The sequence below is a fragment of the Pedobacter sp. GW456-11-11-14-TSB4 genome (assembly GCF_059424425.1).
Genome location: NZ_JBWKZK010000002.1, coordinates 624,832 through 648,425, shown reverse-complemented (window position 1 = coordinate 648,425; position 23,594 = coordinate 624,832). Strand labels below are relative to the sequence as shown.

The window sequence follows — 23,594 nt, the reverse complement described above, 5'->3', positions numbered from 1 at the left end:
AATTAGAAACCAACGTTTAATGAGAATAGGAATGTTTTAGCACCTGGATAAGTGAAACCCGCAAAACCATCAACATTACTGCCGCTGTTTGTAGAACTAGATTCTGGATCTAAGCCATAAAACGGAGTGTATAAAATAATGTTGTTTGCTGTAGCTGAGATTGAAGCACGTTTTACTACTTTACTAGGTAACCATTTAGCTGGTAGCGTATAAGATAGATCTACGGTTCTTAATTTTACAAAAGATGCATCTTGAACAAAGTTCTCAGAAACTGTTCTGTAAGAGTTGCGATAATAACCTTCCGTATAATTTACGCCATCTGGCCCAACACCTTGACCTAACCATACATTCTTAGTATTTGGATTTCCATTAGCCAATACACCATCAAAAACTCTAAAATCACGTCTATCAGCAGTATAATCTGCGATACCAAAAGCCGCATACCAATTTTCTAACTGATTGTATTTTTCTAAACCGAATCTAGCATCAACAATTGTAGTTAATGCGAAATTTTTGTATTTAAAAGTATTGGTAATTCCTCCAATCCAATCTGGTTGTGAATTGCCTAATAATTTTTGGCTTGCTAGAGGTGCTCTAACCGGGAAACCATCAGCACCAATTACAATTGGTCTTGATTTATCTGTACGTAAAGGATCTTGCGCATCGGCTCCATAATACCTCAAATAATGAGTTCCGTATAAATTACCATAAGCCTCACCAGGAATTAATTTCATGGTAACAGTTGCTCCTGAATAACCAGATTGAGAAGAATATACAATCTCGTTTAGGCCTTCTTTAATGCTTAAAATTTTGTTTCTATTAGCAGAAAAGTTTAAACTAGTTTCCCAAGTAAAGTTTTTACTTTGAACTGGTGTACCTCTTAAAATTAATTCTATACCTCTATTTCTCATGCTACCAGAGTTGATACTCGCGGTTACATAACCTGTACTTGATGATATGTTAGCATTAATAATTTGGTCTTTACTAATTGAATTGTAGAAGGTAAAATCCAAACCAATTCTACTTTTAAAAAACGACATTTCTAAACCAGCCTCGAATGTATTGGTAAATTCTGGTTTTAGACCTGGATCACCTAGATTTGAAGCTCTTGTAAAACCAGTGCTACCTGCTGGCAAGCCAGTATAAGTTGCATAACCTGTTGAAGTAGAATATTCTGCTGCATCTTTACCAATTTGGGCATAAGAAAATCTAGCTTTACCAAAATTAATTACACTAGGTAATTTTAAATGATCGCTAAATACATAACTCACGCTAGCCGAAGGATAAAAGAATGAATTATTTGGGCTCAACAAAGTTGATGTAATATCGTTTCTACCAGTAAAAGTTAAGAATAGATAATTTTTGTAATCTAATGATGCCTCACCAAAAACTCCCATTAAACGGTAAGTTCTTTGAGACGGAGGTGTTGGTGTAATTACCTTTGCATTTGCAAGTGTAAACCAATCTGGTATGGTTAAAACCGTACCTAATACGCCTACATTTTTTACTTTTCTGTCATACAACTCATGGCCAACTCTTAATGTGCCATTAAAATTACTACCAAGTTTTGTTTTTGCAGAAGCTACGAAAGTTGAGTTGATCGCTCTAAAGTTAGTATTGTACTCGCCAATGAAGCCATCTGCGTTATCATATAAACGCTCGCCAGCTATTCCTTTAGGTCCTGGAGCCGTTCTTATTCTGTTATCAGAATAGGTATCAAAACCTAGTCTATAATCGAAACTTAACCAACTAACTGGAGCATAATTAAACGCAGTACCTCCAATAAAGCGGTTCACATCATCAACCATTTTATTGGTAGCTGCACCAAAAATTGGGTTGTTAGTACCTCTCCATAACTGCGTACCATCTGGATTGAGGTAATCTCTTACATCCCATCTACCAGAAAAATAGGCTAAACTTTCTCCAAATCTATCGGCATTGTATCTATCTCCGCCAGATTTGGTAAAACTCATGTTTACAGAAGTTTTAAATTTTTCACTAATCTTAAAATCAGTATTTAAACGGCCATTATAACTTTTAAAGCTAGTAAATGGCAACATTCCTTCTTGATCTGTATAGCCGAAAGAAGAGAATACATTTACTTTTTCGGTGCCACCAGATAAAGTTAAAACATTTCTAGTCTGATGACCAGTTCTGTAAGCTCTTTCATAATTGTCGAAAATCTCATCTGGATGAGTTGGATCAATTAATTTTGCCTCGGCAACCGTTGGACCAAAAGCTGGGCCTAAACCGATTGGTACGTAAGCACCTAAGATACCTGCGGTATATGTTTTTTGAATTTCAGGTTTTTTGTTGATATTTTCTATCCCATAGGTAGAACTGAAATTAACATCAAACTTACCTGATTTTCCTTTTTTGGTAGTAATTACCACTACACCATTTGAACCACGCAAACCATAAAGTGCAGTTGCGGCACCACCTTTCAATACGTTAATTGTTTCAATATCTTCTGGATTAACATCTGTTGCTCTATTGCTCATGTTACGTAACTCGGCACCAGAACCAAATGTAGAAGTCGAATTATCAATTAAAATTCCATCTATTACAAATAAAGGTTCATTAGACCTGTTAGGATCAATTGAGTTGATACCTCTAATACGTATTGATGAACCTTGACCAGGAGCACCACCAGTACTAGAAATTTGTGCACCAGCAACCTTACCTTGCAAAGCATTTAGCACATTGGTTTGCTTGTTAACGTTCAATTCTTGTGCAGTAACGGTTTGAGCTGAATAAGCTAATGACTTTTTCTCTCGCGATATACCTAAGGCAACATTAACAACATCTAAAGTTTGGGCATCTGATGATAGGCTAACATTAATTTCAGATTTGGTACCAATGGTAATTTTTTGGCTTATATATCCTAAATACTTAAATGTTAAAACAGTACCATTTGCTGGTACATTGATGGTAAAATTACCATCATTAGTTGTCATCGCTCCAGCTGATGTCCCATCTACAAGAACACTTACGCCAGGAATTGGATTTCCATCTGCTGCATCAGTTACTTTACCTCTAATTACTTTTTGGGCAAAGGCTAGATTGGCAAACAGCAAAAATCCGAATAAAATTAAGATAGATTTTCTGTTCATAGTCTGTGAATTAAGTTTAAGTTGTCTGAAATTTACAAAAAAAACCTCAACATAAAACTAATTCTACAGAATCAAGATTAAAAAATTAAAGAATTAATAATAAAATCTATGACACAGTGTATTCTTGCTCTTGGCCAATACTTAGTTTGCCGATAATTTGATCTAATACTGTAGGATCTAAATTTGTAAACTTTGATGAGCACCATTTATGCTTTTTTTCATCCAGCCAAACACAAAAAGAATGGCAGTCTTCTAAAATAACAGCATAGGTAACATGAAAATCATCGTGAATTCTCATACAAAATCCTTTGAAGGTTTTGCCTTTAACATCAAACTGGAGGTTCAAATATTCGTTCAACATGGCATTTGGTTTTAGGGTGATGTATTAACAAACCTAATAACCAATTGTTTAGCCTAAATTAAAATTATATTAAATAATTAATTTAATCATCATCCAATATTAAGCATATTCGAATAACCTTTGGCAATAAGCCTATTTTTTGCAGGTAAAAATATTTCGCATTGCAAATTGATAATGCTTCTGCCCTGCTTTACTACAGTTGTTTTTGCGGTAATAACATCACCTTCTTTAGCAGGAGCAAAATAATCGATATTGTTATTTACAGTTGTAAAACGATGCTGAAGACCTAAAATAAAAACTGTGGCTCCTATTAAATCATCAACTATACCTGCGGTGATACCTCCGTGTAAAATAGCGTAAGGGTTTGTCATTTCCTTTCTAATTACATAACTACAATGCAAGCTCCCTTTCTCAGCGTTAATCAGCGTTGGTTTTAGCCAGTTCATAAATGGTGATGGGGAGTTTGTAATTTCATTGCCTGTTAACGATTGGAAGTTAATTAATCGTTGTTGAGCTTCGTTATGTTCTTCCATTTTATGTTATGTTTATGGTAAATTTAATATTTATATCAATATGAGTAATTCAATCATCACCGCTATTACAGAGTTAGATCAATCTCGCTATAAAACTAAAGTATTTTCTGATGGACATTTAGTATATGCTGATGAACCTGAAGAATTGGGTGGAACAAACGAAGGAATGACACCTGGGGCTTTACTGTTAGCAAGTTTAGGGAGTTGCACTGCAATAACCATTAGAATGTATGCTGATAGAAAAGAAATTCCACTTGAAAATATAAAAATTGATTTGGCTATTTGCAAAGAAGAAGAAATGAGTAAGGAAACTACCATTACCAGAAAAATTGAATTTACAGGAGAACTAACGCAAGAGCAAAGGGAAAGATTGATGGTTATTGCAGATAAATGTCCAATTCATAAACTATTGACTAACCCAATTAAAATTACAACAACTTAGTAATCATTTAAATTGCTTAAAATATTATGCTTTTGTTTGTATATATACCTACCATGATTTGAGCCTTGGTAGGTATATAAACTAACAGCGGGTGATAATAAACAACCTTATTTTGCCTCTTTAAATGATCCTTCTTTTTTAAGTAAATCGAAATATTTATCTAAGTTAGAACCTATTGATTGTTCAAAGGAAGCTTTCATATCTGCCGGAGTTGGGTGTTTATGCTTCCAATTGTTATAGTAGTTTTTAAAAGCTAAATCGACTTTCTCTTTTCCAATGGCCGACTCTAACATGTACAACCATATGGCTGGCTTAATGTAAGATGCCATACCATATTCATCTGATGTGGGAAAATCTGCAGCTGGAGTTGCTATAGCAGATTTAATAGGTATACCTAACATTGCATTGTATACGGTCGATTGGAACTGGTCTACAGGTAGGGCTTTTATATTTGCAGGAATTTCGCCCATAACAGAGTTAGATTTATATTTTTCAGCTTCGTATCTAAATTGATAATATGAATTTAAGCCTTCATCTTGCCACGAGTGCATACGTTCGTTGCTGCCTAACATACTCATAAACCAATTGTGGCCAACTTCATGCGTGATTACGGCATCTAATGTTTCTGGTTTAGCATCAGGACTGGTAATTAGCGTAATTGTGGGATACTCCATACCTCCGCTTGCGTTGTTCTTCGGGCCTTCTACAACTTGCACCACAGGATAATCATACTCACCTATCCAATTGCTATATTTTTTAGTCGCATCCTTTGCATAATCAACGCTTTGCAACCAGAGGGAATTTTTCTTATTGTAATAATAGGTAAAAACATCGACTACTTTACCAGAATTTAATTTTACGGTATCATAGGCAACAACATATTTCTTATCGGCAAACCAAGCAAAATCAGGAGCATTTTTCATCACATAACTTAATGTTTTGTTACCCGATTTACTTTGAGGAACATACAATACAGGTTTATCGTTTTTTGTTAAATAGTTTTGGGAACCTATTTTTTTATACTGAGCCAACTCATCTGCATTTTGCAAAACACCGGTAGCACCAACCACATAAGTTGAAGGCAGTGTGATGTTCACTTTGTAATCAGCATATTCGCTATAAAACTCTCCCATATCTAAATAAGGAAACTCGTGCCAACCATCTTTATCATAAACTGCAGGTTTCGGATACCATTGGGTAATCATAAATTCTCCATCAGCATATCCCGATCTCGAAAAATAAGATGGTAATTTCACTTTAAAATCTGCAGAAATTACAGTTGAATCTCCAGGTTTTAAAGCATACGGCAATTTTAATTTAATTATATCTATATATTGAGGATTTGGATGTGCCTCAGTTTCGGCTGTTTTGCCATTTACTTTAAAATTTAATCCAGTTATTTCTCCGTAGGTAAATTTATCTAACTTTTTACTACGTGATGTATCATTTTTAATTTGCTGAAACATAGCAGTTGTTTCATTTTTATAAGCATTAGGATAAATATGGAACCAAATAAAATCTAAACTAGATGGTGAATTATTTTTGTAAACAATGGTTTCAAACCCAGTTAATGATTTATCTATATCATTTAGTGTAACATCAATTGTATAATTAAGATGTTGCTGCCAATATTTTTCTTGCGCTAATGTGCTTAAAGAAAGACAACTAAAAATGAGAATTGCTATTTTTTTCATAATGGTTATTTTTTGGAAGATACTAATTTTGCCATAAAACAAAAAGAGGCTGTATCAGAATTAAAAAATCAAAAACTTCAAAATTATTAAATTTGGTAGTTTCGTCATGCTCAGCTTGACTGGGCATCGTAATGCGCTTAATAGGTGATGATAATTAACCTCTTATAGCATTAAGATTCCCGTTTTCACGGGAATGACGACCGCACAAAATATTATTCTTTATTTCGATCTTTAAAATCAAATCTGATACAGCCTCTTACAGATTATCTAACCCTAGTAAAATTTAGGTTGAGGAACTAAATTGGGGTTTTGCTGCTGATGCCAGTACGGATATGCCGGGTAAACGTAACTTGCATTATCTAATCTTTTAACTTGGTCTGAGGTCAAATTCCATCCCACAGCTTGTAAGTTTTGTTTCAATTGTTCTTCGTTTCTTGCACCAACTATAATGTTAGCAACTGTTGGCCTTTGTAATAACCAATTTAAGGCTACTTGTGCTACCGTTTTTTCAGTTTCTTGTGCAACAATTTTCAAAGCATCAACTATTTTAAAAAGTCTTTCTTGGTCAATAGCTGGCCCATGTGAGCCACCTTGTTGGATGCGGTTATCAGTAGGAATTGGTTTTTCCCTATCGTATCTACCACCTAATTTACCTGATGATAACGGGCTCCAAACCAATGTACCAATGTTTTGATCAATACCTAAAGGCATCAATTCATTTTCAAATTCTCTATCGTAAAGCGAATATAAAACTTGATGACCAATGTATTTAGACCATCCATATCTTTCTGAAACAGATAAAGATTTCATTAAGTGCCAACCAGAAAAATTAGAACAAGCGATGTATCTTACCTTACCTGATTGAATAAGACCATCTAAAGTTTTAAGCGTTTCATCAACTGGCGTAGTAGCATCAAAACCATGCATGTGATAGATGTCTATGTAGTCAGTATTCATGCGCTTCAAACTTCCGTCAATTTGCTTGGTTAAATGCAATCGGCCTGAACCAGAATTATTTATACCCTCTCCCATTTCAAATGTAGCTTTGGTTGAAATCAATATTTTATCTCTATCAATTCCGGCTATAGCTTTACCCAAAATTTCTTCAGCTACACCTTGCGAATATATATTTGCTGTATCAAAAAGGTTAACACCCGCCTCTAAACAAAGTTCTACTAAATGTTTAGCCTCATTAACTTGTGTAGTGCCCCAAGCTTTAAAAAATTCGTTAGTGCCGCCAAAAGTAGCTGTACCAAAACTGAGTACAGGCACATTTAAGCCAGAGGCTCCTAATCTTCTATATTCCATATTGTTATTATTGAGTTAATTATTTGTTGAATTGTTGAACTTAATTTTCTTTAATAATATCTGCCAAAAGCTGATAAGAGTATAGTCTTGCTGTATGATCATAAATATGAGATGTAGCCATAACTTCATCAACACATGTTTGAGCTAAAAAGGATTGTAAATCGGCTTTAACACTTTCTTTACCTCCAATTAGAGAAACTGCAAGCATTTGATTAACAGCTTCTTCTTGCATATCATCCCAAATACCATCCATACTCTGTACAGGTTCTTGTAATAACTTCCGCTGACCTGTAACTATGCCAATAAATAACTGTTTTAATGAGGTAGATAATCGCTCTGCTTCTTGATCTGTATCAGCCAGAACAACATTAACACAAGCCATAACATAAGGCTGTTGTAGCGAAGCTGATGGTTTAAAGTTATCTCTATAAATTTTAATGGCTGCCAAAAATTGCTGAGGTGCAAAATGACTGGCAAAAGCATAAGGCAAACCATAAGCAGCTGCCAAATAAGCACTATCCGTACTTGATCCCAAAATCCATATCGGTACATTTGTACCTTCTCCAGGAATTGCCCTTACTTTTGCATTTTTATTTTCATCAGATAAATAAAGCTGTAATTTTCTTACATCTGTCGGAAAATCATGAGCAGCATTAAAGCGGTCTCCCCTTATAGCCATAGCGGTAACTTGGTCACTTCCAGGTGCTCTACCTAATCCTAAATCTATCCTATCGGGATATAAAGTTGCTAAAGTTCCAAATTGCTCGGCAATAATTAATGGCGAATGATTTGGCAACATGATACCACCAGAACCCACTCTTATTTTTGTTGTTTTTTCGGCTACGTGCCCAATTAGTAATGAAGTTGCTGAACTTGCAACGCTAATCATATTATGATGCTCGGCGAACCAATACCGTTCATAACCCCAATCTTCTGCATGGCGTGCCAAATCAACACTTCTTTTAAATGTATCGGCTGCCGTTTTTCCTTCAATTACTGTTGCTAAATCTAAAATAGAATATGTAAGGGATGATAAATTTTTAGTACTCATAAAATAGGTATGTGTTATAGGCTTTTGCAAGCCCAATTAATTTAAATATCTGATGAAATGATTTTACTTAACGCTACAAATGCTTCCTCATTTCTTTTGTAGTAAGTCCACTGCCCTGATCTTGTAGCTGTAACCAAGCCAGCACGTTGTAAAAGCGATAGATATTCTGAGATAGTTGATTGCGTTAAACCTGCCTTTTGTTGGATATGACCAACACAAACGCCTAAACTTTGCTTATCACAAGTTAGTTTGTAATCAGGAAAATGTAGTTCCGGTTCTTTGAGCCACGTTAAAATCTGTAACCTGGTCTTATTAGAAAGTGCCTTGAAAATCTCAATCTGATCCATAGCACAAATATATATCGGAATTTCCCGATATACCAATTAAATAAATTATATTGACATGATTATGAAGATTTCAATCTTCTATACCTTCGCCAAAGTCAGCTTCAGATTTTTTTTTAGTCGATTTCTTTTTATCTTGATGATTTTTTTGGTCATCAACAATTTCGTCGCTCAACTCTTCATTGCTGGGCCTTGAAACAATTTTAAGATCTTGTTGAGGCGATGTAGATTTTTTATTCTTTTCCATGTTAATCATTTTATGTAAAAAGACTTATTAGCGCAAAAAAGTTTCAAAAAAAATATAATGGTGGTTGATGGAAGTATTGAGGAAGAATTACATTAATTCTAAAAGTGCATTTTTACTTAGCGGTTTGCTTATTAACTCGGCTACAAATTGATTGGCTTTAATTTTTTCGAGATCTGCTTTTACATCTGAACCTGTAAGCACAACAACATTGCAATTTTTAACGAGTTGTGCATTTAATTTCGAAAAACGTTCCAAAAATTCAAATCCATTAACACCAGGCATGTCCAAATCCAAAATAATCAATTCAGGTAATTCAGTTATGTCTTGTTGATGTTCTGAAAGAAAAAACAAAGCCGCTTCGGCACATTCCATTACCATAATATCTTCTATGGCAAAATTATGCTTGAGAATGTATTTGGTTATCATATGATCTATAGGATTGTCATCCACAATCATAATTTTATTTATTGCTGCCATTGTAATTACAGAATTAATTAAATCTATGTTTTGGTAAACACCTTTTTCTTTTAAAAAATTAGTGATTTATATTTTCTAAAAATATAATATAATCAAGTTTAGGTCCAAAGCTTACATACAGTTGTGGCCTTATATCGTATCATTAAATTTATTAGGCTTTATTAAACAAAATATGTGGCATATCTAAACTTTGCACATCTATCAAGCTTTAAATAATATGTTTAAACAGCTTTATTCCTTCATTTGCAACAACATTTTAATTAGAAATATCAATTTTTATTGATAATTATATAAAATAAAATTCCCAATAGTGTGCATTAATATCCCCTAAATGGGTATAATAATTCCCAAGAAACTGAAATAATTTAATGAAAAATATTGCAGCATCATTAATGTTTAAACAATAGATTAAAACATACTTCGAGATTTTAGGTTTATAGATACAATTAAACTAATGATATGGAAATGATTTTCATACTAGCAATACCAGTCGCTTGTATTGCTTGGACTGTAACTAAAGAAGAAGTTTTTAGAGAAGCTAGAGAATTTTGTGTTGGCAAATCACAAAATTGTAAATCATTATTACAAAGAAAATTCTTTTACCTTTTTACTTGCGAATACTGTTTCAGTCATTATGTAACAATATTGATTTTAGCAATTACTAATTATACTTTGATTTATGATGGTTGGAAAGGATATTTTTTAGCTGGCTTTAGCATTATATGGATTGCCAATGTTTACATGAGTTTGTATAATTTGATTAGAATAGACCTTAAAAAGCAAAAAATAATAGCCAAAAAGGAAGAGCAAACTCTTCCTCCTGACTAATTTAAAATCACTATTGCATATTAACAGTAGTATCAGTGCTAGTGGTATCAGAACTCACGCTGGCAGTATCTATCATTGTGCCATCACTCATATTTCCAGATGATTGCCCATTCATGCTAGTGTCAATGCGATTTGAGTCAGCATCAGCTGCATCATTTTTTTGATTAGTACTGCATCCTAACGTTACCATACCGGCAAGTGAAAGAACAATTAGTAAGTTTTTCATAGATTTTAGATTAATTTTTATTCTTTTAAAATACAACAACAGCATTCATTTAGCCTTGCCATTGTTACACAATTAGTTATCGACTACTTTATAAATAACATTGCCGCTAAAAAAGTTTAAAATATTTAAAAAGATGTTGGTTTAAAACTAATTGCTGCTAAAATTTCTCTAATTGAAAAATTAGCTCCACAAACAAATTCATCAGCTGCACCATAGTAAATGGTTAGTGTGTCTTCCTTTACAATATGTCCGTTGGTAAAAACTACCTCACCAAAAAATCCATTTAATTCATAATTTTCGGTAGGTAACATAATAGGTTTTTCTGTTCTACCAATTACTTTCCAAGGCTCATGTAAATCCATTAAAAAAGCTCCCAAGGCATATTTATTATTTTTATCAGCTCCGTGATAAATTGATAACCAGCCAACCTCTGTTTTAATGGGCGATGCACCAGCGCCAACTCTTGCGTTATCCCAAAATCCAGTTCTGCTTTTTAAGATGCATTTATGATTACCCCAATGCACTGCATCAGTAGATTCGGCTATCCAAATAAAATTGCCACCTATTGCAACGCTACTTGGCCTGTGTAAAGCATAAAATATTCCATTAATTTTCTCCTCAAATATGGCACAATCTTTATTGTGAGGAGGCAAGATCAATCCCTTGTGTTCAAATCTCTGCCAATCTTTAGTAGTTCTCAATCCTACGCCTACCCCACTATCAGAAACTGCAGTATAGCTTAAATAATAAACTTCATCAATGTAACTCACCCTACAATCTTCTACACCAAAGTTTTCTAATACACCATCTCCAATTAACGGTGGGTAAGCTAAATCTTCAATAAAATTGATCCCATCCTTACTGCTTAATAAACGTAAATGAGAAACTGTAGTTAAATAATCATCACCTTTATAACTTATAACTCTAACATCATTTGCGATAAGTTCTGGATTATCAATTGAAACTTCAATAATTTCAATTTCTTGAATTGAATTTAATTTAGGAATACTGATCACACCTTTCTTTGGTTTAATATTTTCTGCTACTCTTACTATAAGCCATATTTTATCATCAAACCTAAAAACACCCGGATTGAGTAAGCTCACAACAACCAAATTGCTATTGCTCGCTTTTAAATCACTGGGTTTTAAAAGTGGATTTTGGCTAAAACGTTTGGCAATGTCGCTCATGTAGTTTAAAATTGATCAATTATTCTTTGCGATGCTTCTTCACTAAAATCGATACCCGAATAATCTGGATTAAAGCCACCTATGTAAGGAACTGCCATTATGAAAATATGTTGATTTGCTTTTCCGTCTCCATCAACAATTTGAAAGTTATCATTTATAGTAATTCCTGGCACATTTAACATATAAGATCCCTCATCTACCTCCTGTACTTTCTCATTATTTTCTATTTCATCAGCTCCAATTTGTTGATTTTTGAAAGCTAATTGTGCAGCACTAATTGCTCCCGCAGATTTTAATCCATCGAAAATAAATTTATCGAAATCTAAATGCGGCTGGCCAACACAATCTACAAATGTTTGGTATGACTGGGCAACCGGTTCATCATTTTCATCTTTGTAATGATAAACTATACCACCCTGATCAGCAATTTCAATTTCGCTATCATTACCAACAGATACAATGTCTAAAACCCCAGCATCATGTAAGGCAATTAATTCTTTACATGAACTTTGTGGCACAAATGCAATTACGATTGAAATCAACGGCATAAGCTTTTTCTGAAGCCTTAACATATCCTCTGCAGAAAAATATTTAGCTGGATAATTCATCGAGAAGCTTAAAATAGCCAGCATTTCCTTCCAATAAATCGATTCTTTTCTTTTGATTGATTTCTCTGCCTGAGTATATTCTGCTTTGAGCAATTGAAAAGGCGGCAATTTCTCTCTTAATTCCATCATTGCATCTACGAATGTCTCCACATCCATATCTTTAATTTCATCATAAAATGATGGATCTTTTTCTTTAAAAACTTCCTTAAAATCTTTTTCAAAAACGTAATCCAAAGAAATAAAACCTCCATTTTCTTCTCTATGAAGGTTAAAATCTGCAATACTCAATAATGAATCGTTTTTTAACCTCGAATCTTCTAAGTGAAATCTTACGGCGGGCAACAGTCCATTTCTAGAGTGCATCATCATGCTAAAATATTCACTATCTTTTGCTAATTGATAGCTCATTTTTCCATCATCATCCTTTATAAAACTTCCGTTATGCCTAGCTAATGTTCTAATCGCATCTATAGCTGTAAGTGATGAACCTTTTAGTGCCACTGGATGATTTAACTTCAAAGCAATTTTTGCTGGCGGATAAGGGGAATCGTAATACCCTTTTACTAAGCCTTCATATTTTTTTGGCCAATTGTGTCCTGTTGAAATTACAACTTTATCAAATTTAAAAATGCTTTGCTCAGCTAAAACCCAAACTTCATTCAATTCATCTTTATAAATCACATCATCTACATTACAGTTGGTTTTAACTGTAACAATCATATTTTGTTCTACAGCCTTTTTAAGCAATAGCTCAAATTGAGATTGCAGATATGCCCCGAAAAATAACCTAGGCAATACTTTGTATTCGTTAAAATTTTGTGGGTTAATTTGATATCTATCTAATAATTGTTGTGGAGCTTGTTTAGTCCAATCTTCTATAGAATTTACAAAATTAGGCACCTCGTTATCAGAAACATTGGTAATATGTTCGTCGCTAGCTCCTTCTTTACTGTATGGCATGCCAGCGCCTAATTGATCTTTACGCTCAAAAATAGTGGTTTCAAAATTTGGATTATTTGCTTCAACTATTCTTTTAAACATAAACAAACCGCTTGGCCCGCCTCCTAATATTGCAATACGTATTTTATTTTTTGATATATCCATTAAAACGTTAATTGTTACCGATGTTGAACAACCACCTGAGCAATATGTTTAGTTTAAAAAAAATTGTAATGATTAAAATACAACCTATAGGTTTAAACCCTCTTTTGGCTTAAACAAAATATGCGCAATTGTGGTTAGCTATAAAGTTCCTAAAACACCTAACCCTATGAAAAAAAGCATTTATATTTTAGATGATACTGAAGATATCCGAAACATCATTACTGAAATATTAACAGAAAAAAATTTTGAAGTTAAAGGTTTCGCAAACGTAAAAGAATTTAGAAAGGGCATTTTACACGCTCAACCCGATCTTTTTATTTTAGATATCATGCTACCAGATGGAAATGGAATTGATGTTTGCGATGAATTAAAAGACAATAGAAACACTAGACATATTCCTGTATTGCTTATGTCTGCAAACAATGCTTATAGCGAAGCTAAAAAAATGTGCGAAACGGAAGACTTCATCAACAAACCATTCGATATTGATGAATTTGTTGAAAGAGTTGAAGACCACTTATATGGATAGTAGAATTTAAATTGCTAACTCTATCCAAACTGGGCAATGGTCACTTGTTTTTTCCCAACCTCTAACGTGCTTATCAACCTTTGCATTAGTAAGTTTAGGCTTTAAATGGGGGCTAAGCAAAAAATGATCAATTCTTAGACCAGCATCTCTGCCGTAGGCATTTCTAAAGTAATCGTAAAATGTGTAAATTTTATCATTCGGATAAAGTGATCGTAAGGCGTCTGTCCATCCTTGCGCAACTAATTTTTCGAAAGCTGCTCTAGTTTCAGGTCTAAAAAGTGCGTCTTCAATCCACCTTTCTGGTTTATACACATCAAGCTCTGTTGGCATTACATTGTAATCGCCTACTAAAACAACCGGAAGATCATAAGTCAACAACTGGGCTGCATGTTTGGTTAAGCGTTCAAACCACCTCAGTTTGTAATCAAACTTTGGTCCCGGTGCAGGATTCCCGTTAGGTAGATACAAACAACCTATAACAACGCCATCAATCATGGCTTCAATATACCGGCTGTGTAAATCCTCATCCTCACCTTCCAACCCTCTACGCAACTCCTTAATTTCCTTATTTTTAGCTAAAATAGCAACCCCGTTCCAGCTTTTTTGTCCATGCCAAATGGCATTGTAACCTGCATCATTTATGGCTTGTAAAGGAAATTTCTCGTCTGGCGCTTTTAGTTCTTGCAAACAAACCACATCGGGACCAGTTTCTTTTAGCCATTTTAAAAGCACAGGCAATCTGCCATTAACACCGTTTACGTTATAGGTTGCTATTTTCATTTTTAATTAATCGTCATGTTGTGGTTTAGCAAAGTCGCCCATAAAGCCTTTACCATCATTGTCTGTTGCAGATTCATCTTCGTGATCTTCTTTTTCTTCTGGCGGAAGATTGCCCGATGCATTACCTGCAATATCATTTTGTGAAAAATCTTTATCTTCCTTTTCTAATTTTTCGTTGCTATCATGATCTAATTCAGATTCATTTCTTTTCTGATTTTCATTGATGCCTTGAGGCTCATTTTCTAATGGTAACATAGGTTTAGGATTTAAATTTATAATAAATATTTAACACCGCTACATCTATATTGTTTAGATCTATCCATTTGCTTCAATTTCAAATCAGTATATTAAAAAATTATAGTGTATCTTCACCGCAGAAAATCAAACCATATCTTCTTCATTTTCTGAATATCGCTTACATCGATTTAAAAGATGTAGCGCTAAAATTGCCAACATAAAAAATAGCACACATGAGCACTAAAGAAATTCAATATCAAATTGGACTTTTCCTTTTCCAATTAAACAACACATCAGATGAGAGCGGTTTTAAAGCCGACGAAAAATGGGAAATCAAATTGAGCAATGAGATTGATATGAAGAAAATTGTGAAAGATTATAAACCTGCAATTGCAACTCAAATTGCTCCTAATATTATTGTTGAGGTTTACCAAGCTATAAGAGCCAAACTAAACCAAGGTGAAGATATGGAAGTAACGTTGTTAGATAAAAAATCAGTTGAGAAATTGGAACTTAATTATGTGGTGGCTTACAATGCAAACAGACCAATTCGTTAAGCACTAAATAAATAAAAGCAAAAAGTCGGCACGTTTATGTACCGACTTTTTTTGTATTAATTGGTAAATTGCTGATGTAGTTCTTCTACCTCTTTAAGTGCATTAAGAATGCCTGCTCTGTGATGAAGTAAAATTGGCACATGAGCTTCAATTTCTTCACTTTCTGCCAAATACTGATCGTACTTAGCCAAAGCCGATTGTTCCCCTGCTTTTACAGCAGCTAAAATTGCAGCATCATCTCTTGCATTTAAAGCATCTTTAACTTCTAACCAAGTCCGCTGTATGATACCGAGCAAACCACCTTTCTCATTTTCTGCAATATCACCTAAACTTAAAATATAACTTTTTAACTCTTGCTCAAAAACTATTCGTTCTTCTATTTTTTGGGTAAAAAGATTTTTCAAAAACTCATAGTTAGTGGCATCTGCGGCAACTTTATAACCTTCTTTACCATCATTTACAACTTGCACCAAATCTTTAAGATCTATTATAATGTCTGTATAACTTTTCATACATTAAAAACTCAACACAGTTTAAATGGTTTCAAAAAATTGAATTTAATGACATGAATTAAAGCTGAAATTGCAAACTTCAAAATAAAGAGCATGTCATTATCTATTAAAATTGATGTTAATTAAGTTCCATGTTGATAATCCACATACTGTGTAAAAGTTTTTAAATGAACTAAACCTTTAAAAACTTAAATTGTTATCACATTAGTAAAATGATAAAAAAGTCCTGTGAACGGGTAATCCGTGAAGGGCAGGCACACCATAAAACTAGACCAAAGAAGCCCCTCTTTAAACAAGTGGGGCTTTTGTTTTGGGCTTAACTGATGGAAATTGTTTTTCCCACATGGCATAATAAGCACCTTTATTTTTGAGCAAAGCTTGATGTTTACCCTCTTCTAATAGCTCACCATCTTTTAACACCACAATTTTATCGGCATTAACAACTGTGCTCATTCTATGTGCAATTAAAATAATCGTTTTACCTTGCGCACGCAATAAATTAATGGCGTTATGAATGTGCTCTTCAGAAGTTGAGTCTAAAGAAGATGTAGCCTCATCTAAAATTAAAATTTCTGGGTTACGGTATAAAGCCCTTGCAATAGCTAATCGTTGCCTTTGTCCGCCAGATAAATTAGTTGCATTCTCCCCAAGATAAGTAGTAAATCCATTGGGTAATTTTTCAATGAAATCGATAATATTTAAATCATTACAAATATTGATGATCTTTTTCATATCAGGCTCCATATCCCCTACTGCGATATTTTCAACAACGTTGCCGGCAAATAGATGAACATCTTGCGGTACAACCGAAACCAATTTTCTTAAACTTTCATTGGTAAGATAATTTAAATCGAACTCACCCAACATAATATGGCCGCTTTGCAAAGGATATATATTTTGCAACAGGGAAAGTAAGGTAGTTTTACCAGAGCCACTCTCTCCTACTATGGCAGTAATTTTTCCTTTCGGGATACTTAAATCGAAATCTTTAAATACAGTTACCCTTGTTCCATATCTAAAGTGAACATTCTTAAATTCAATATCACCAATCATATCTGGCGTAAGCTCAGTTCTATTTTCAGTTTTTTCACGTTCCAAATCCATGATTTCAAACAAACGATCCGCGGCAATTCTTGCATCTTGAAAAACCCTATTCATACCTATTAAACTAATTACTGGTCCAGTAAAATATCCAATAATTGCATAAAATGATAAAAGCTCACCAGGAGTAATTACATTTTCGATTACAAAATGAGCACCAGTCCACAATAAAATTACAGCGAACAAACTTGAAACAAATCCACTAGAATTACCGATCCACAACGAATTGGTGCTAGAGGTATAAACTGTTTTTAATAAATTGATGAAGCGTATTTCTGTTTTAAGATTGGCAAACTTTTCTAAACCAAAACGTTTAATGGTACTTACAGCATTTACAGATTCTACGAGTTGGTTTTCTAGCTCAGCGCTCTTTTCCATCAGCTTACGCTGTGTTTCTTTATTTAATTTGTTTGATACGTAATAGATTAAAGAATAAAGAGGCACTACTACCAACATAATTAAAGCCAGTTTCCAATAGTAGGTAAACATTAAAGCGAAAGAAAAAATCAGCACAAAAACGTTAACCGCAAAACCAACTAAAACATCGTTGATAAAAGCCCTAATTTTCACAGCATCATTCATCCTAGAGATGATTTCACCTACCCTCATTGTATCAAAAAATTGTTGGGGCAGATTTAATAAATGCTTGTAATAACCCAATATTAATCTGGCATCAATTTGTTGCCCAGTTTTAATAGTTAATATAGTTTTGGCATGATTGATAAATATTTGTAACAAGATAATGATGATCATTACCGTACCCATCAAATTGAGCAGATTTGTATTCGCCTCTGGCAAAACATTATCTACTATCTTTTGCAAAAAAATTGAGGTTGAAAGACCGAGTAGTGTATAAAAAATTGCTCCGATTAAAACTTGGATTAATACAGAGCGATGTGGCATTAATAGATAGATAAATCTTTTTTCTAATGATATTTTCTCTGTACCAGCTGTAAAATCATCGCCAGGCAAAAGCAAAAGCAAAACACCTGTCCATATTTGCCTAAATTCATCAGGGCTTAGCTTTACCATTTCACCGTAAGCCGGATCCATTATTTCTATATATCCTTCACTCACTTTGTAAAGCACCACGTAATGATCAAGATTATTTTGCCTAACATGGGCAATAACTGGTAATGGTATATTCTGCAAGTTTTCAAAATCTCCTTTAACACCCTTTGCAGAAAAACCCAAACGCTCTGCCGCTTCAATTAAACCCAAAACATTTGTGCCCTTTTTGTCTGTAGAGGCATATTGTCTGATACGAGCTATCGGCAAATCCAATCCATAATGTATGGCAATAGAAGCTAAACAAGCAGCACCACAGTCTGTAATATCATGCTGTTTAATGATGTGCTTTTCATGCTTTGTTTTACCACCGAAATACTGTTTCAATTTACTAAATATAGCTTTCATATGCCTGCCACTTCTTTTTTATCAGGAATTACATTTGGATTTAACCAGTCATCTGCTTTATCATACAATAACTGAAATAAGGTTCTACGGGTTACGAAAAACCTGGCTTGTAACGTCATGCCCTTTTTAATGCGACCAACGTAACCATTCTTTAGTTTTAAAGCATTTTTATCAAGTAAACATCTTACTTTAAAATAGGGCTGTGCACCATTTTCCATAAAAACATCACTTGAAATTGAGATAACTTTACCAGTAACCATTCCCCATTGGTTATAGTTATAAGCATCTATTTGAAACCTAGCTTTAGTCCCGATCTTAAGTAAACCAATATCTTTAGGCATTACATAAGTTTCTGCTATTAAACCTGAGTCTGGAGATATTTCACCTAATATTTCATTAGCAGAGATAGAACTACCAGTTTGTATGCCTTTAAGTTGCTGCACTGTTCCGGTTAATGGAGCTTTTATAGTATAAAACTCTTTTTCTTCATCAAACTGCTTTTCTTGGGTACTTAGTTGTTGGTTCTGAATAAGCAACTGATTTAATTCTGTTTGCCATTTATTACCTTGTTCTTCACCAATTAGTGATAATTCATTAAACACATTATCTTTTTGCAATTTAACTTGCTCGTATTCAACTGCCGAAACTACCTGAGTACGGTAAAGCTTTAAAAACCGTTGGTAATTTCGGTAAGCCAAGTGATAGCGAGTCTTGGCTTCGGTTATACGCTGCATAAATAAACTATATTGTTGGCCATACACACCTGATTCCAACTCCAATTTTTTTGACCAGTCATTTTTTCTGTAGGCATAAATCAGTTTCTTCAAATCTGCCAATTGTAGGTCTAAATCATCTTGCCTAAATTGGTTCAACTCATCTTGTCCTTCGATAATTTCTTTCTTGATCGTTAATAAAATTTGCCCTTTTTTAACATGCATGTTCTCTTTAATAAAAAGAGAATCTATTCTACCAGCAATTAATGGTTTAATCTCATTGCGGTCTTGTATAGGTCTAAAAATACCTGTGCTTTTAACATTCACATCTACCTTAAGAAAAAATAAGCAAAGAAAAGAGACAAACAATACCAATAAAATAACTTGATAAATTACTTTGGTAATTGAGCTATGAGATTGAAAATGGTATTCAGCGGTATTTTCAATCACTTCTTGGGGGAATATAAATTTATCGCTATCCATAAACATATATACGGCTGAGAAAAAATTTAGATTTTATTTCAAAAAAAAAGACCAAAAATTTTGGTCCTTTTCTAATTCAAAACTTAACTTATTTGTTATGATGTGTTAACCTTAAACCGAGGTCAACATTATTTCCGATAGCGATCTGAGTTGTTTCTTGCCTTTCACCAAAAGTTCTGGTAAAGGTAAGCGAGAATAAGCTATCTTGAGTGCTGCTTAAAGAAATGCCGCTGTTTGAACTTCCTCCATTAATGGTTGCTAGTTCTGCAGTTGTTAAATTTTCCATAAACTAATGTAATTTGTTTTAAAATAGAAAAGGAGAGGTTAAAAGCTCTCCTTTTCATTCAATTTTAATTTTCATTGTGTCGATTAGCTTCTAATACTGTCGAACAAACCAGCTAAACTTCCGCCGATGTTGTTTCCTAATGAAAACTGAGTGCTACTTGACTCATCTCCATCTTGGGTTTGATTTGAGAATGATAGCAAATTACCGATATTCAATGCTCCACCTAAGCCACTTGAGCTCGCTGAATCATTACCACCAAATAAACCACCACCGTTAATTTCTGTTAACTCTTTTGCATTTAATTCTTGAAATTTCATAACATATAATTTACTTTTACCTACTCTTTTTATGGTTTTCGGTTTCCCCACTCTAACGTAACTAAACGCTATTTGTAATCATTAACGCCATTAATTTAGATTCAGATTTTTTTAGGGTAGTTTTTAAAACAACAGCACAGAATATAATAAAGCCTGAAGTTGTGTTTTATAAAAAACCGCGGTTTTTTATAGATCAAACACACTTTTTTAACATCAAAAAGGAGTAGTTAATTTTTAACATTTTCAAGAAATTACTGATGAAAATCCAAAACTTTTGAATTTTCGTTTCTAAATAAGTACAAAACTTCAATACCTATGGAAGATCAAAATGCTTTAAAAGTAAAGAATGTTGCAAGCAATATTAGAAAAGTGAGAGAGTATAGAGATTATACTCAAGATTATTTAGCTGCAAAATTAAATATTTCGCAAAACGCATATAGTAAAATAGAGTTAGGTTATAGTAAAATAACCATTGATAGGTTATTTGATATTGCAAGCATCCTAGAAATAGATCCGGTTGCGCTTATTTCTTTAGAACACACAGAGCTGATAAAAATTTCATCCGAACGGATTAACAACTAGGAGTAAAAAATCAAACCTTTTTTGTGAGTTAGTGTTTTTTTAGAAACAAAAACCTTTATCATGAAAAAATTAGGATTAATTACATTATTAGGCATTGCCACCTTTAGTTTTCAGGCATGCAATAGCGAAACAAAAGATTCGAAAGAGCTAGCAGATAGCTTAAATAAAATGGCTGACAGTTCTAAAGCAGGAGATAGTATTATTGCTATGGAAGCACCGAAGGATGATGCTGAATTTGCCACAGAAGCTGCTATTGGAGGAATGGCCGAAGTTGAGTTTAGTAAATTGGCATTATCTAAGAGCAGTAATGGTAAAGTAAAAGATTATGCAACTATGATGGTTAACGATCATGGAAAAGCCAATGAAGAGCTTATGACTTTGGCCAAAAGTAAAAATATAAGCTTGCCACTTGTGCTTGATGACAAACACCAAAAAGATCTAGATAATTTAAATAAAGAAACTGGTGCTAATTTCGATAAAAAATACATAGACTACATGATTGACGATCATCAAAAAACAGAGAAATTGTTAAAAGATCAAAGAAAAAATGGAACTGATCAGGAATTAAAAGCTTTCGCAAATAAAACTTTGCCTGTTGTTCAGGCTCATCTAGAAACAATTAGGAATATCAAAAAAAGCATGTAAGCTAAACCAGATATTCTTTCTGAATAAGTTTAAACCCTAAGATAATTTTTAGGGTTTTTTTATGCTAATTACATTCCCTAAATGAGTGGTTAATTATCAAACTGCAAATCTATATTGTTGTTAATTAACTATTATTAATTATCAAAACATCAAATACTTATGAAAGACATTGTTTTTATACATGGAATGTTTCAGAACCCAAAGAGTTGGGAAAAGTGGATCAATTATTTTAGTGATAAGGGTTATAATTGTGTAGCACCAGCTTGGCCATTACATGCAGGTGAACCCGCAAATTTAAGAACAAACCCACCTGCTGGCTTAGGCGACTTAACTTTAAATGAAATTGTGAATGAAATTGAGAAAGTTGTTCAGCAGCATAATCAACCTATAGTTATTGGTCATTCGGTTGGTGGTTTAATTGCACAAATTATGGTGAACAAAAAGTTAGCTAGCATTGGTGTGCCAATTAGTTCGGTTGCACCTAACGGGATGTTAGATTTCGACTGGGGATTTTTTAAGAATAGTGCATTAATCGCAAATCCTTTTAAAGGTAACGAACCATTTTTTATGGATGCGGAAGGATTTCATGGATCTTTTGCCAATACATTATCAGAATTAGATGCGAAAACCGCATTTGAAAATTTTGCTACTCATGATAGCAGAAACGTATTAAGAGATTGTATGGGTGATGATGGAAAGATTGATTTAGACGAACCTCATGCTCCACTCCTTTTTATTGCCGGAGAAAAAGATGAAATTATTCCATATACTTTGAACGATAAAAATGCCAAAGCTTATACCGATGAGAGTAGTTTAGTTGCTTACCAAATGTTTGAGAACAGAAGTCATTTTATTTGTGGCGAACCAGGCTGGGAAAAAGTGGCAACCACCATATACAATTGGTTAGAAACTTTACCAGAGAACAAATAAATAAATTTTACAAAAAAAAATGCCCAGACTTAAATCTGGGCATTTTTTCTGTTTAAAATTAGTTAATAAAAAGGGAAGAAAATATCCATTCCCTTCCCTTAACTTAAACCAATAAAAACTTATGCTAATTTTTTAGTTCTAATGAAAATGTTTGCAATAGTTTTAACTGCAGATCCAGTTAAAATCTCATCAAAACTTTCGGCAGCTTGGGTTTGAGTTACTGCAGTACCATTGATACCAATAATTTCAAAACCAGCTTGCATTGTATTTTGCTCACCAGCATAAACAGGATTAACTTGAGTTATACCTGTATCGTTACCATTCGCTGCATAAGCAATCCATGGTTTTAACCCAACACCTAATGATGCAGCAGTCATTTGACGTAAGTGTGCAGCATGACGAGCTTCTACTGAGTGGATTTGCAAAGCGGTTGTTAATACCGCATTTCCTTTTAATACACCAGCTTGACCTTTGTAAGCTCTTACGCCTGTATCTTCAAAAGCAGTAGCAACTTTTAAGAATGTTTGATAATTACTGAAAACATCTGCAAAAGCAGTACCGAAAGTAGCAGCCCCTGTAAAATCAAAATCAGCATCTACGTAACCATCAGCACCTGTAATATTTAATGCACCTTTTAACAAATCTACGTGAGCACGCTCATGGCCACGGATGGTTTCAATTGCAGTTCTTGATGCCGCGTTAGGGAAAACAATTGTAGAGTTTGTTAAAGCATGGTTGTAATAATTCCACTCTAAATATTCTAATGCTAAAGCGAAGTTTAATACTTCGGTAACACTTGCCGGATTAGTTTGTCCGTATGCTTTCTTAAACATAGAACCTAAAGCCAATGGTAATGCTGCTAATGAAACTTTTTTACCTACATTAAAAAAGTCTTGCATTGCTTTACGTCTTGGGCTTAATCTTTCATAGATCTCACCGTCAACTTTTTCTATTTCTTCTAATATATTTACGATATTCAT

At 33.8% G+C, this 23,594-nt stretch carries 27 protein-coding genes; 7 read left to right on the top strand and 20 right to left on the bottom strand.

Annotation, left to right across the window (positions count from 1 at the left end; translation table 11 throughout):
* Window positions 1–2: 2 nt before the first annotated feature.
* The 3 genes from AC07XU_RS10210 to AC07XU_RS10200 all read right to left on the bottom strand — a co-directional run bounded on the left by AC07XU_RS10210 (window position 3) and on the right by AC07XU_RS10200 (window position 4,007).
* The gene (locus tag AC07XU_RS10210) at window positions 3–3,113 is read right to left on the bottom strand and encodes a SusC/RagA family TonB-linked outer membrane protein (protein WP_494943547.1); all 3,111 of its coding nucleotides are present in this window, start codon (window positions 3,111–3,113) and stop codon (window positions 3–5) included.
* A gap of 106 nt (window positions 3,114–3,219) precedes the next feature.
* Complete coding sequence (locus AC07XU_RS10205; protein ID WP_494943546.1) at window positions 3,220–3,474, bottom strand: hypothetical protein; 255 nt, start codon at window positions 3,472–3,474, stop codon at window positions 3,220–3,222.
* A gap of 89 nt (window positions 3,475–3,563) precedes the next feature.
* Window positions 3,564–4,007 (bottom strand): PaaI family thioesterase, encoded by a 444-nt coding sequence (locus tag AC07XU_RS10200; protein WP_494943545.1) that lies wholly within the window; start codon window positions 4,005–4,007, stop codon window positions 3,564–3,566.
* Between the two features lie 40 nt (window positions 4,008–4,047).
* Between AC07XU_RS10200 and AC07XU_RS10195 the strand changes: the two genes are divergently transcribed.
* A complete protein-coding gene (locus AC07XU_RS10195; protein ID WP_494943544.1) occupies window positions 4,048–4,449 on the top strand; it encodes an OsmC family protein in 402 nt (133 codons plus the stop codon).
* 107 nt (window positions 4,450–4,556) lie between these two features.
* On the opposite strand, the gene AC07XU_RS10190 is transcribed toward AC07XU_RS10195, so the two are convergent.
* The 6 genes from AC07XU_RS10190 to AC07XU_RS10165 all read right to left on the bottom strand — a co-directional run bounded on the left by AC07XU_RS10190 (window position 4,557) and on the right by AC07XU_RS10165 (window position 9,570).
* On the bottom strand, window positions 4,557–6,143 hold the full coding sequence (locus tag AC07XU_RS10190) for a M1 family metallopeptidase (RefSeq protein WP_494943543.1): 1,587 nt from the start codon (window positions 6,141–6,143) through the stop codon (window positions 4,557–4,559).
* 273 nt (window positions 6,144–6,416) lie between these two features.
* Window positions 6,417–7,451 (bottom strand): aldo/keto reductase, encoded by a 1,035-nt coding sequence (locus AC07XU_RS10185; RefSeq protein WP_494943542.1) that lies wholly within the window; start codon window positions 7,449–7,451, stop codon window positions 6,417–6,419.
* Between the two features lie 40 nt (window positions 7,452–7,491).
* Window positions 7,492–8,502, bottom strand: a complete 1,011-nt coding sequence (locus tag AC07XU_RS10180) for an LLM class flavin-dependent oxidoreductase (protein ID WP_494943541.1) — start codon at window positions 8,500–8,502, stop codon at window positions 7,492–7,494.
* A gap of 41 nt (window positions 8,503–8,543) precedes the next feature.
* Complete coding sequence (locus AC07XU_RS10175) at window positions 8,544–8,849, bottom strand: ArsR/SmtB family transcription factor (protein ID WP_494943540.1); 306 nt, start codon at window positions 8,847–8,849, stop codon at window positions 8,544–8,546.
* Between the two features lie 70 nt (window positions 8,850–8,919).
* Window positions 8,920–9,093, bottom strand: a complete 174-nt coding sequence (locus AC07XU_RS10170) for a hypothetical protein (RefSeq protein ID WP_494943539.1) — start codon at window positions 9,091–9,093, stop codon at window positions 8,920–8,922.
* A gap of 87 nt (window positions 9,094–9,180) precedes the next feature.
* Window positions 9,181–9,570 carry a response regulator gene (locus AC07XU_RS10165; protein WP_494943538.1) on the bottom strand — a complete coding sequence of 130 codons (390 nt, stop codon included), beginning with the start codon at window positions 9,568–9,570 and terminating at the stop codon, window positions 9,181–9,183.
* Window positions 9,571–10,029: 459 nt separating this feature from the next.
* Between AC07XU_RS10165 and AC07XU_RS10160 the strand changes: the two genes are divergently transcribed.
* Window positions 10,030–10,398, top strand: a complete 369-nt coding sequence (locus AC07XU_RS10160; RefSeq protein WP_494943537.1) for a hypothetical protein — start codon at window positions 10,030–10,032, stop codon at window positions 10,396–10,398.
* A 10-nt stretch (window positions 10,399–10,408) separates the two neighbouring features.
* Here AC07XU_RS10160 and AC07XU_RS10155 read toward each other — a convergent pair whose 3' ends face one another.
* The 3 genes from AC07XU_RS10155 to AC07XU_RS10145 form a co-directional block, all read right to left on the bottom strand.
* Window positions 10,409–10,624 (bottom strand): hypothetical protein, encoded by a 216-nt coding sequence (locus tag AC07XU_RS10155; protein ID WP_494943536.1) that lies wholly within the window; start codon window positions 10,622–10,624, stop codon window positions 10,409–10,411.
* 125 nt (window positions 10,625–10,749) lie between these two features.
* A complete protein-coding gene (locus AC07XU_RS10150; RefSeq protein WP_494943535.1) occupies window positions 10,750–11,814 on the bottom strand; it encodes a glycoside hydrolase family 130 protein in 1,065 nt (354 codons plus the stop codon).
* A 5-nt stretch (window positions 11,815–11,819) separates the two neighbouring features.
* Window positions 11,820–13,526 (bottom strand): FAD/NAD(P)-binding protein, encoded by a 1,707-nt coding sequence (locus AC07XU_RS10145; protein WP_494943534.1) that lies wholly within the window; start codon window positions 13,524–13,526, stop codon window positions 11,820–11,822.
* A 166-nt stretch (window positions 13,527–13,692) separates the two neighbouring features.
* Between AC07XU_RS10145 and AC07XU_RS10140 the strand changes: the two genes are divergently transcribed.
* A complete protein-coding gene (locus AC07XU_RS10140) occupies window positions 13,693–14,055 on the top strand; it encodes a response regulator transcription factor (protein WP_494943533.1) in 363 nt (120 codons plus the stop codon).
* 6 nt (window positions 14,056–14,061) lie between these two features.
* Here the strand turns inward: AC07XU_RS10140 and xth are convergent, their stop codons facing one another.
* Window positions 14,062–14,835 (bottom strand): exodeoxyribonuclease III, encoded by a 774-nt coding sequence (xth, locus tag AC07XU_RS10135; protein ID WP_494943532.1) that lies wholly within the window; start codon window positions 14,833–14,835, stop codon window positions 14,062–14,064.
* Between the two features lie 6 nt (window positions 14,836–14,841).
* Window positions 14,842–15,090: a hypothetical protein gene (locus tag AC07XU_RS10130; RefSeq protein ID WP_494943531.1), complete on the bottom strand. Its 249-nt coding sequence runs from the start codon at window positions 15,088–15,090 to the stop codon at window positions 14,842–14,844.
* 215 nt (window positions 15,091–15,305) lie between these two features.
* On the opposite strand from AC07XU_RS10130, the gene AC07XU_RS10125 reads away from it, so the two are divergent.
* Window positions 15,306–15,629, top strand: coding sequence for a hypothetical protein (locus tag AC07XU_RS10125; RefSeq protein WP_494943530.1), 324 nt, complete (start codon window positions 15,306–15,308; stop codon window positions 15,627–15,629).
* A gap of 56 nt (window positions 15,630–15,685) precedes the next feature.
* Here the strand turns inward: AC07XU_RS10125 and AC07XU_RS10120 are convergent, their stop codons facing one another.
* The 5 genes from AC07XU_RS10120 to AC07XU_RS10100 form a co-directional block, all read right to left on the bottom strand.
* On the bottom strand, window positions 15,686–16,141 hold the full coding sequence (locus AC07XU_RS10120) for a PA2169 family four-helix-bundle protein (RefSeq protein ID WP_494943529.1): 456 nt from the start codon (window positions 16,139–16,141) through the stop codon (window positions 15,686–15,688).
* A 288-nt stretch (window positions 16,142–16,429) separates the two neighbouring features.
* Window positions 16,430–18,658 carry a peptidase domain-containing ABC transporter gene (locus AC07XU_RS10115; RefSeq protein WP_494943528.1) on the bottom strand — a complete coding sequence of 743 codons (2,229 nt, stop codon included), beginning with the start codon at window positions 18,656–18,658 and terminating at the stop codon, window positions 16,430–16,432.
* Entirely contained in the window at window positions 18,655–19,854 is a 1,200-nt protein-coding gene (locus AC07XU_RS10110) for an HlyD family secretion protein (RefSeq protein WP_494943527.1), read from the bottom strand. The genes AC07XU_RS10115 and AC07XU_RS10110 overlap by 4 nt, the downstream gene beginning before the upstream one ends.
* 88 nt (window positions 19,855–19,942) lie before the next feature.
* Window positions 19,943–20,140, bottom strand: coding sequence for a hypothetical protein (locus AC07XU_RS10105; RefSeq protein WP_494943526.1), 198 nt, complete (start codon window positions 20,138–20,140; stop codon window positions 19,943–19,945).
* 83 nt (window positions 20,141–20,223) lie between these two features.
* A complete protein-coding gene (locus AC07XU_RS10100) occupies window positions 20,224–20,457 on the bottom strand; it encodes a bacteriocin (RefSeq protein ID WP_494943525.1) in 234 nt (77 codons plus the stop codon).
* Between the two features lie 315 nt (window positions 20,458–20,772).
* On the opposite strand from AC07XU_RS10100, the gene AC07XU_RS10095 reads away from it, so the two are divergent.
* From AC07XU_RS10095 to AC07XU_RS10085, 3 genes are all read left to right on the top strand, one after another.
* Window positions 20,773–21,039, top strand: coding sequence for a helix-turn-helix domain-containing protein (locus tag AC07XU_RS10095; RefSeq protein WP_494943524.1), 267 nt, complete (start codon window positions 20,773–20,775; stop codon window positions 21,037–21,039).
* A 60-nt stretch (window positions 21,040–21,099) separates the two neighbouring features.
* Window positions 21,100–21,684: a DUF4142 domain-containing protein gene (locus tag AC07XU_RS10090; protein ID WP_494943523.1), complete on the top strand. Its 585-nt coding sequence runs from the start codon at window positions 21,100–21,102 to the stop codon at window positions 21,682–21,684.
* A gap of 159 nt (window positions 21,685–21,843) precedes the next feature.
* Window positions 21,844–22,614 carry an alpha/beta hydrolase gene (locus AC07XU_RS10085; protein ID WP_494943522.1) on the top strand — a complete coding sequence of 257 codons (771 nt, stop codon included), beginning with the start codon at window positions 21,844–21,846 and terminating at the stop codon, window positions 22,612–22,614.
* Between the two features lie 119 nt (window positions 22,615–22,733).
* On the opposite strand, the gene AC07XU_RS10080 is transcribed toward AC07XU_RS10085, so the two are convergent.
* The gene (locus AC07XU_RS10080; protein WP_494943521.1) at window positions 22,734–23,594 is read right to left on the bottom strand and encodes a ferritin-like domain-containing protein; all 861 of its coding nucleotides are present in this window, start codon (window positions 23,592–23,594) and stop codon (window positions 22,734–22,736) included.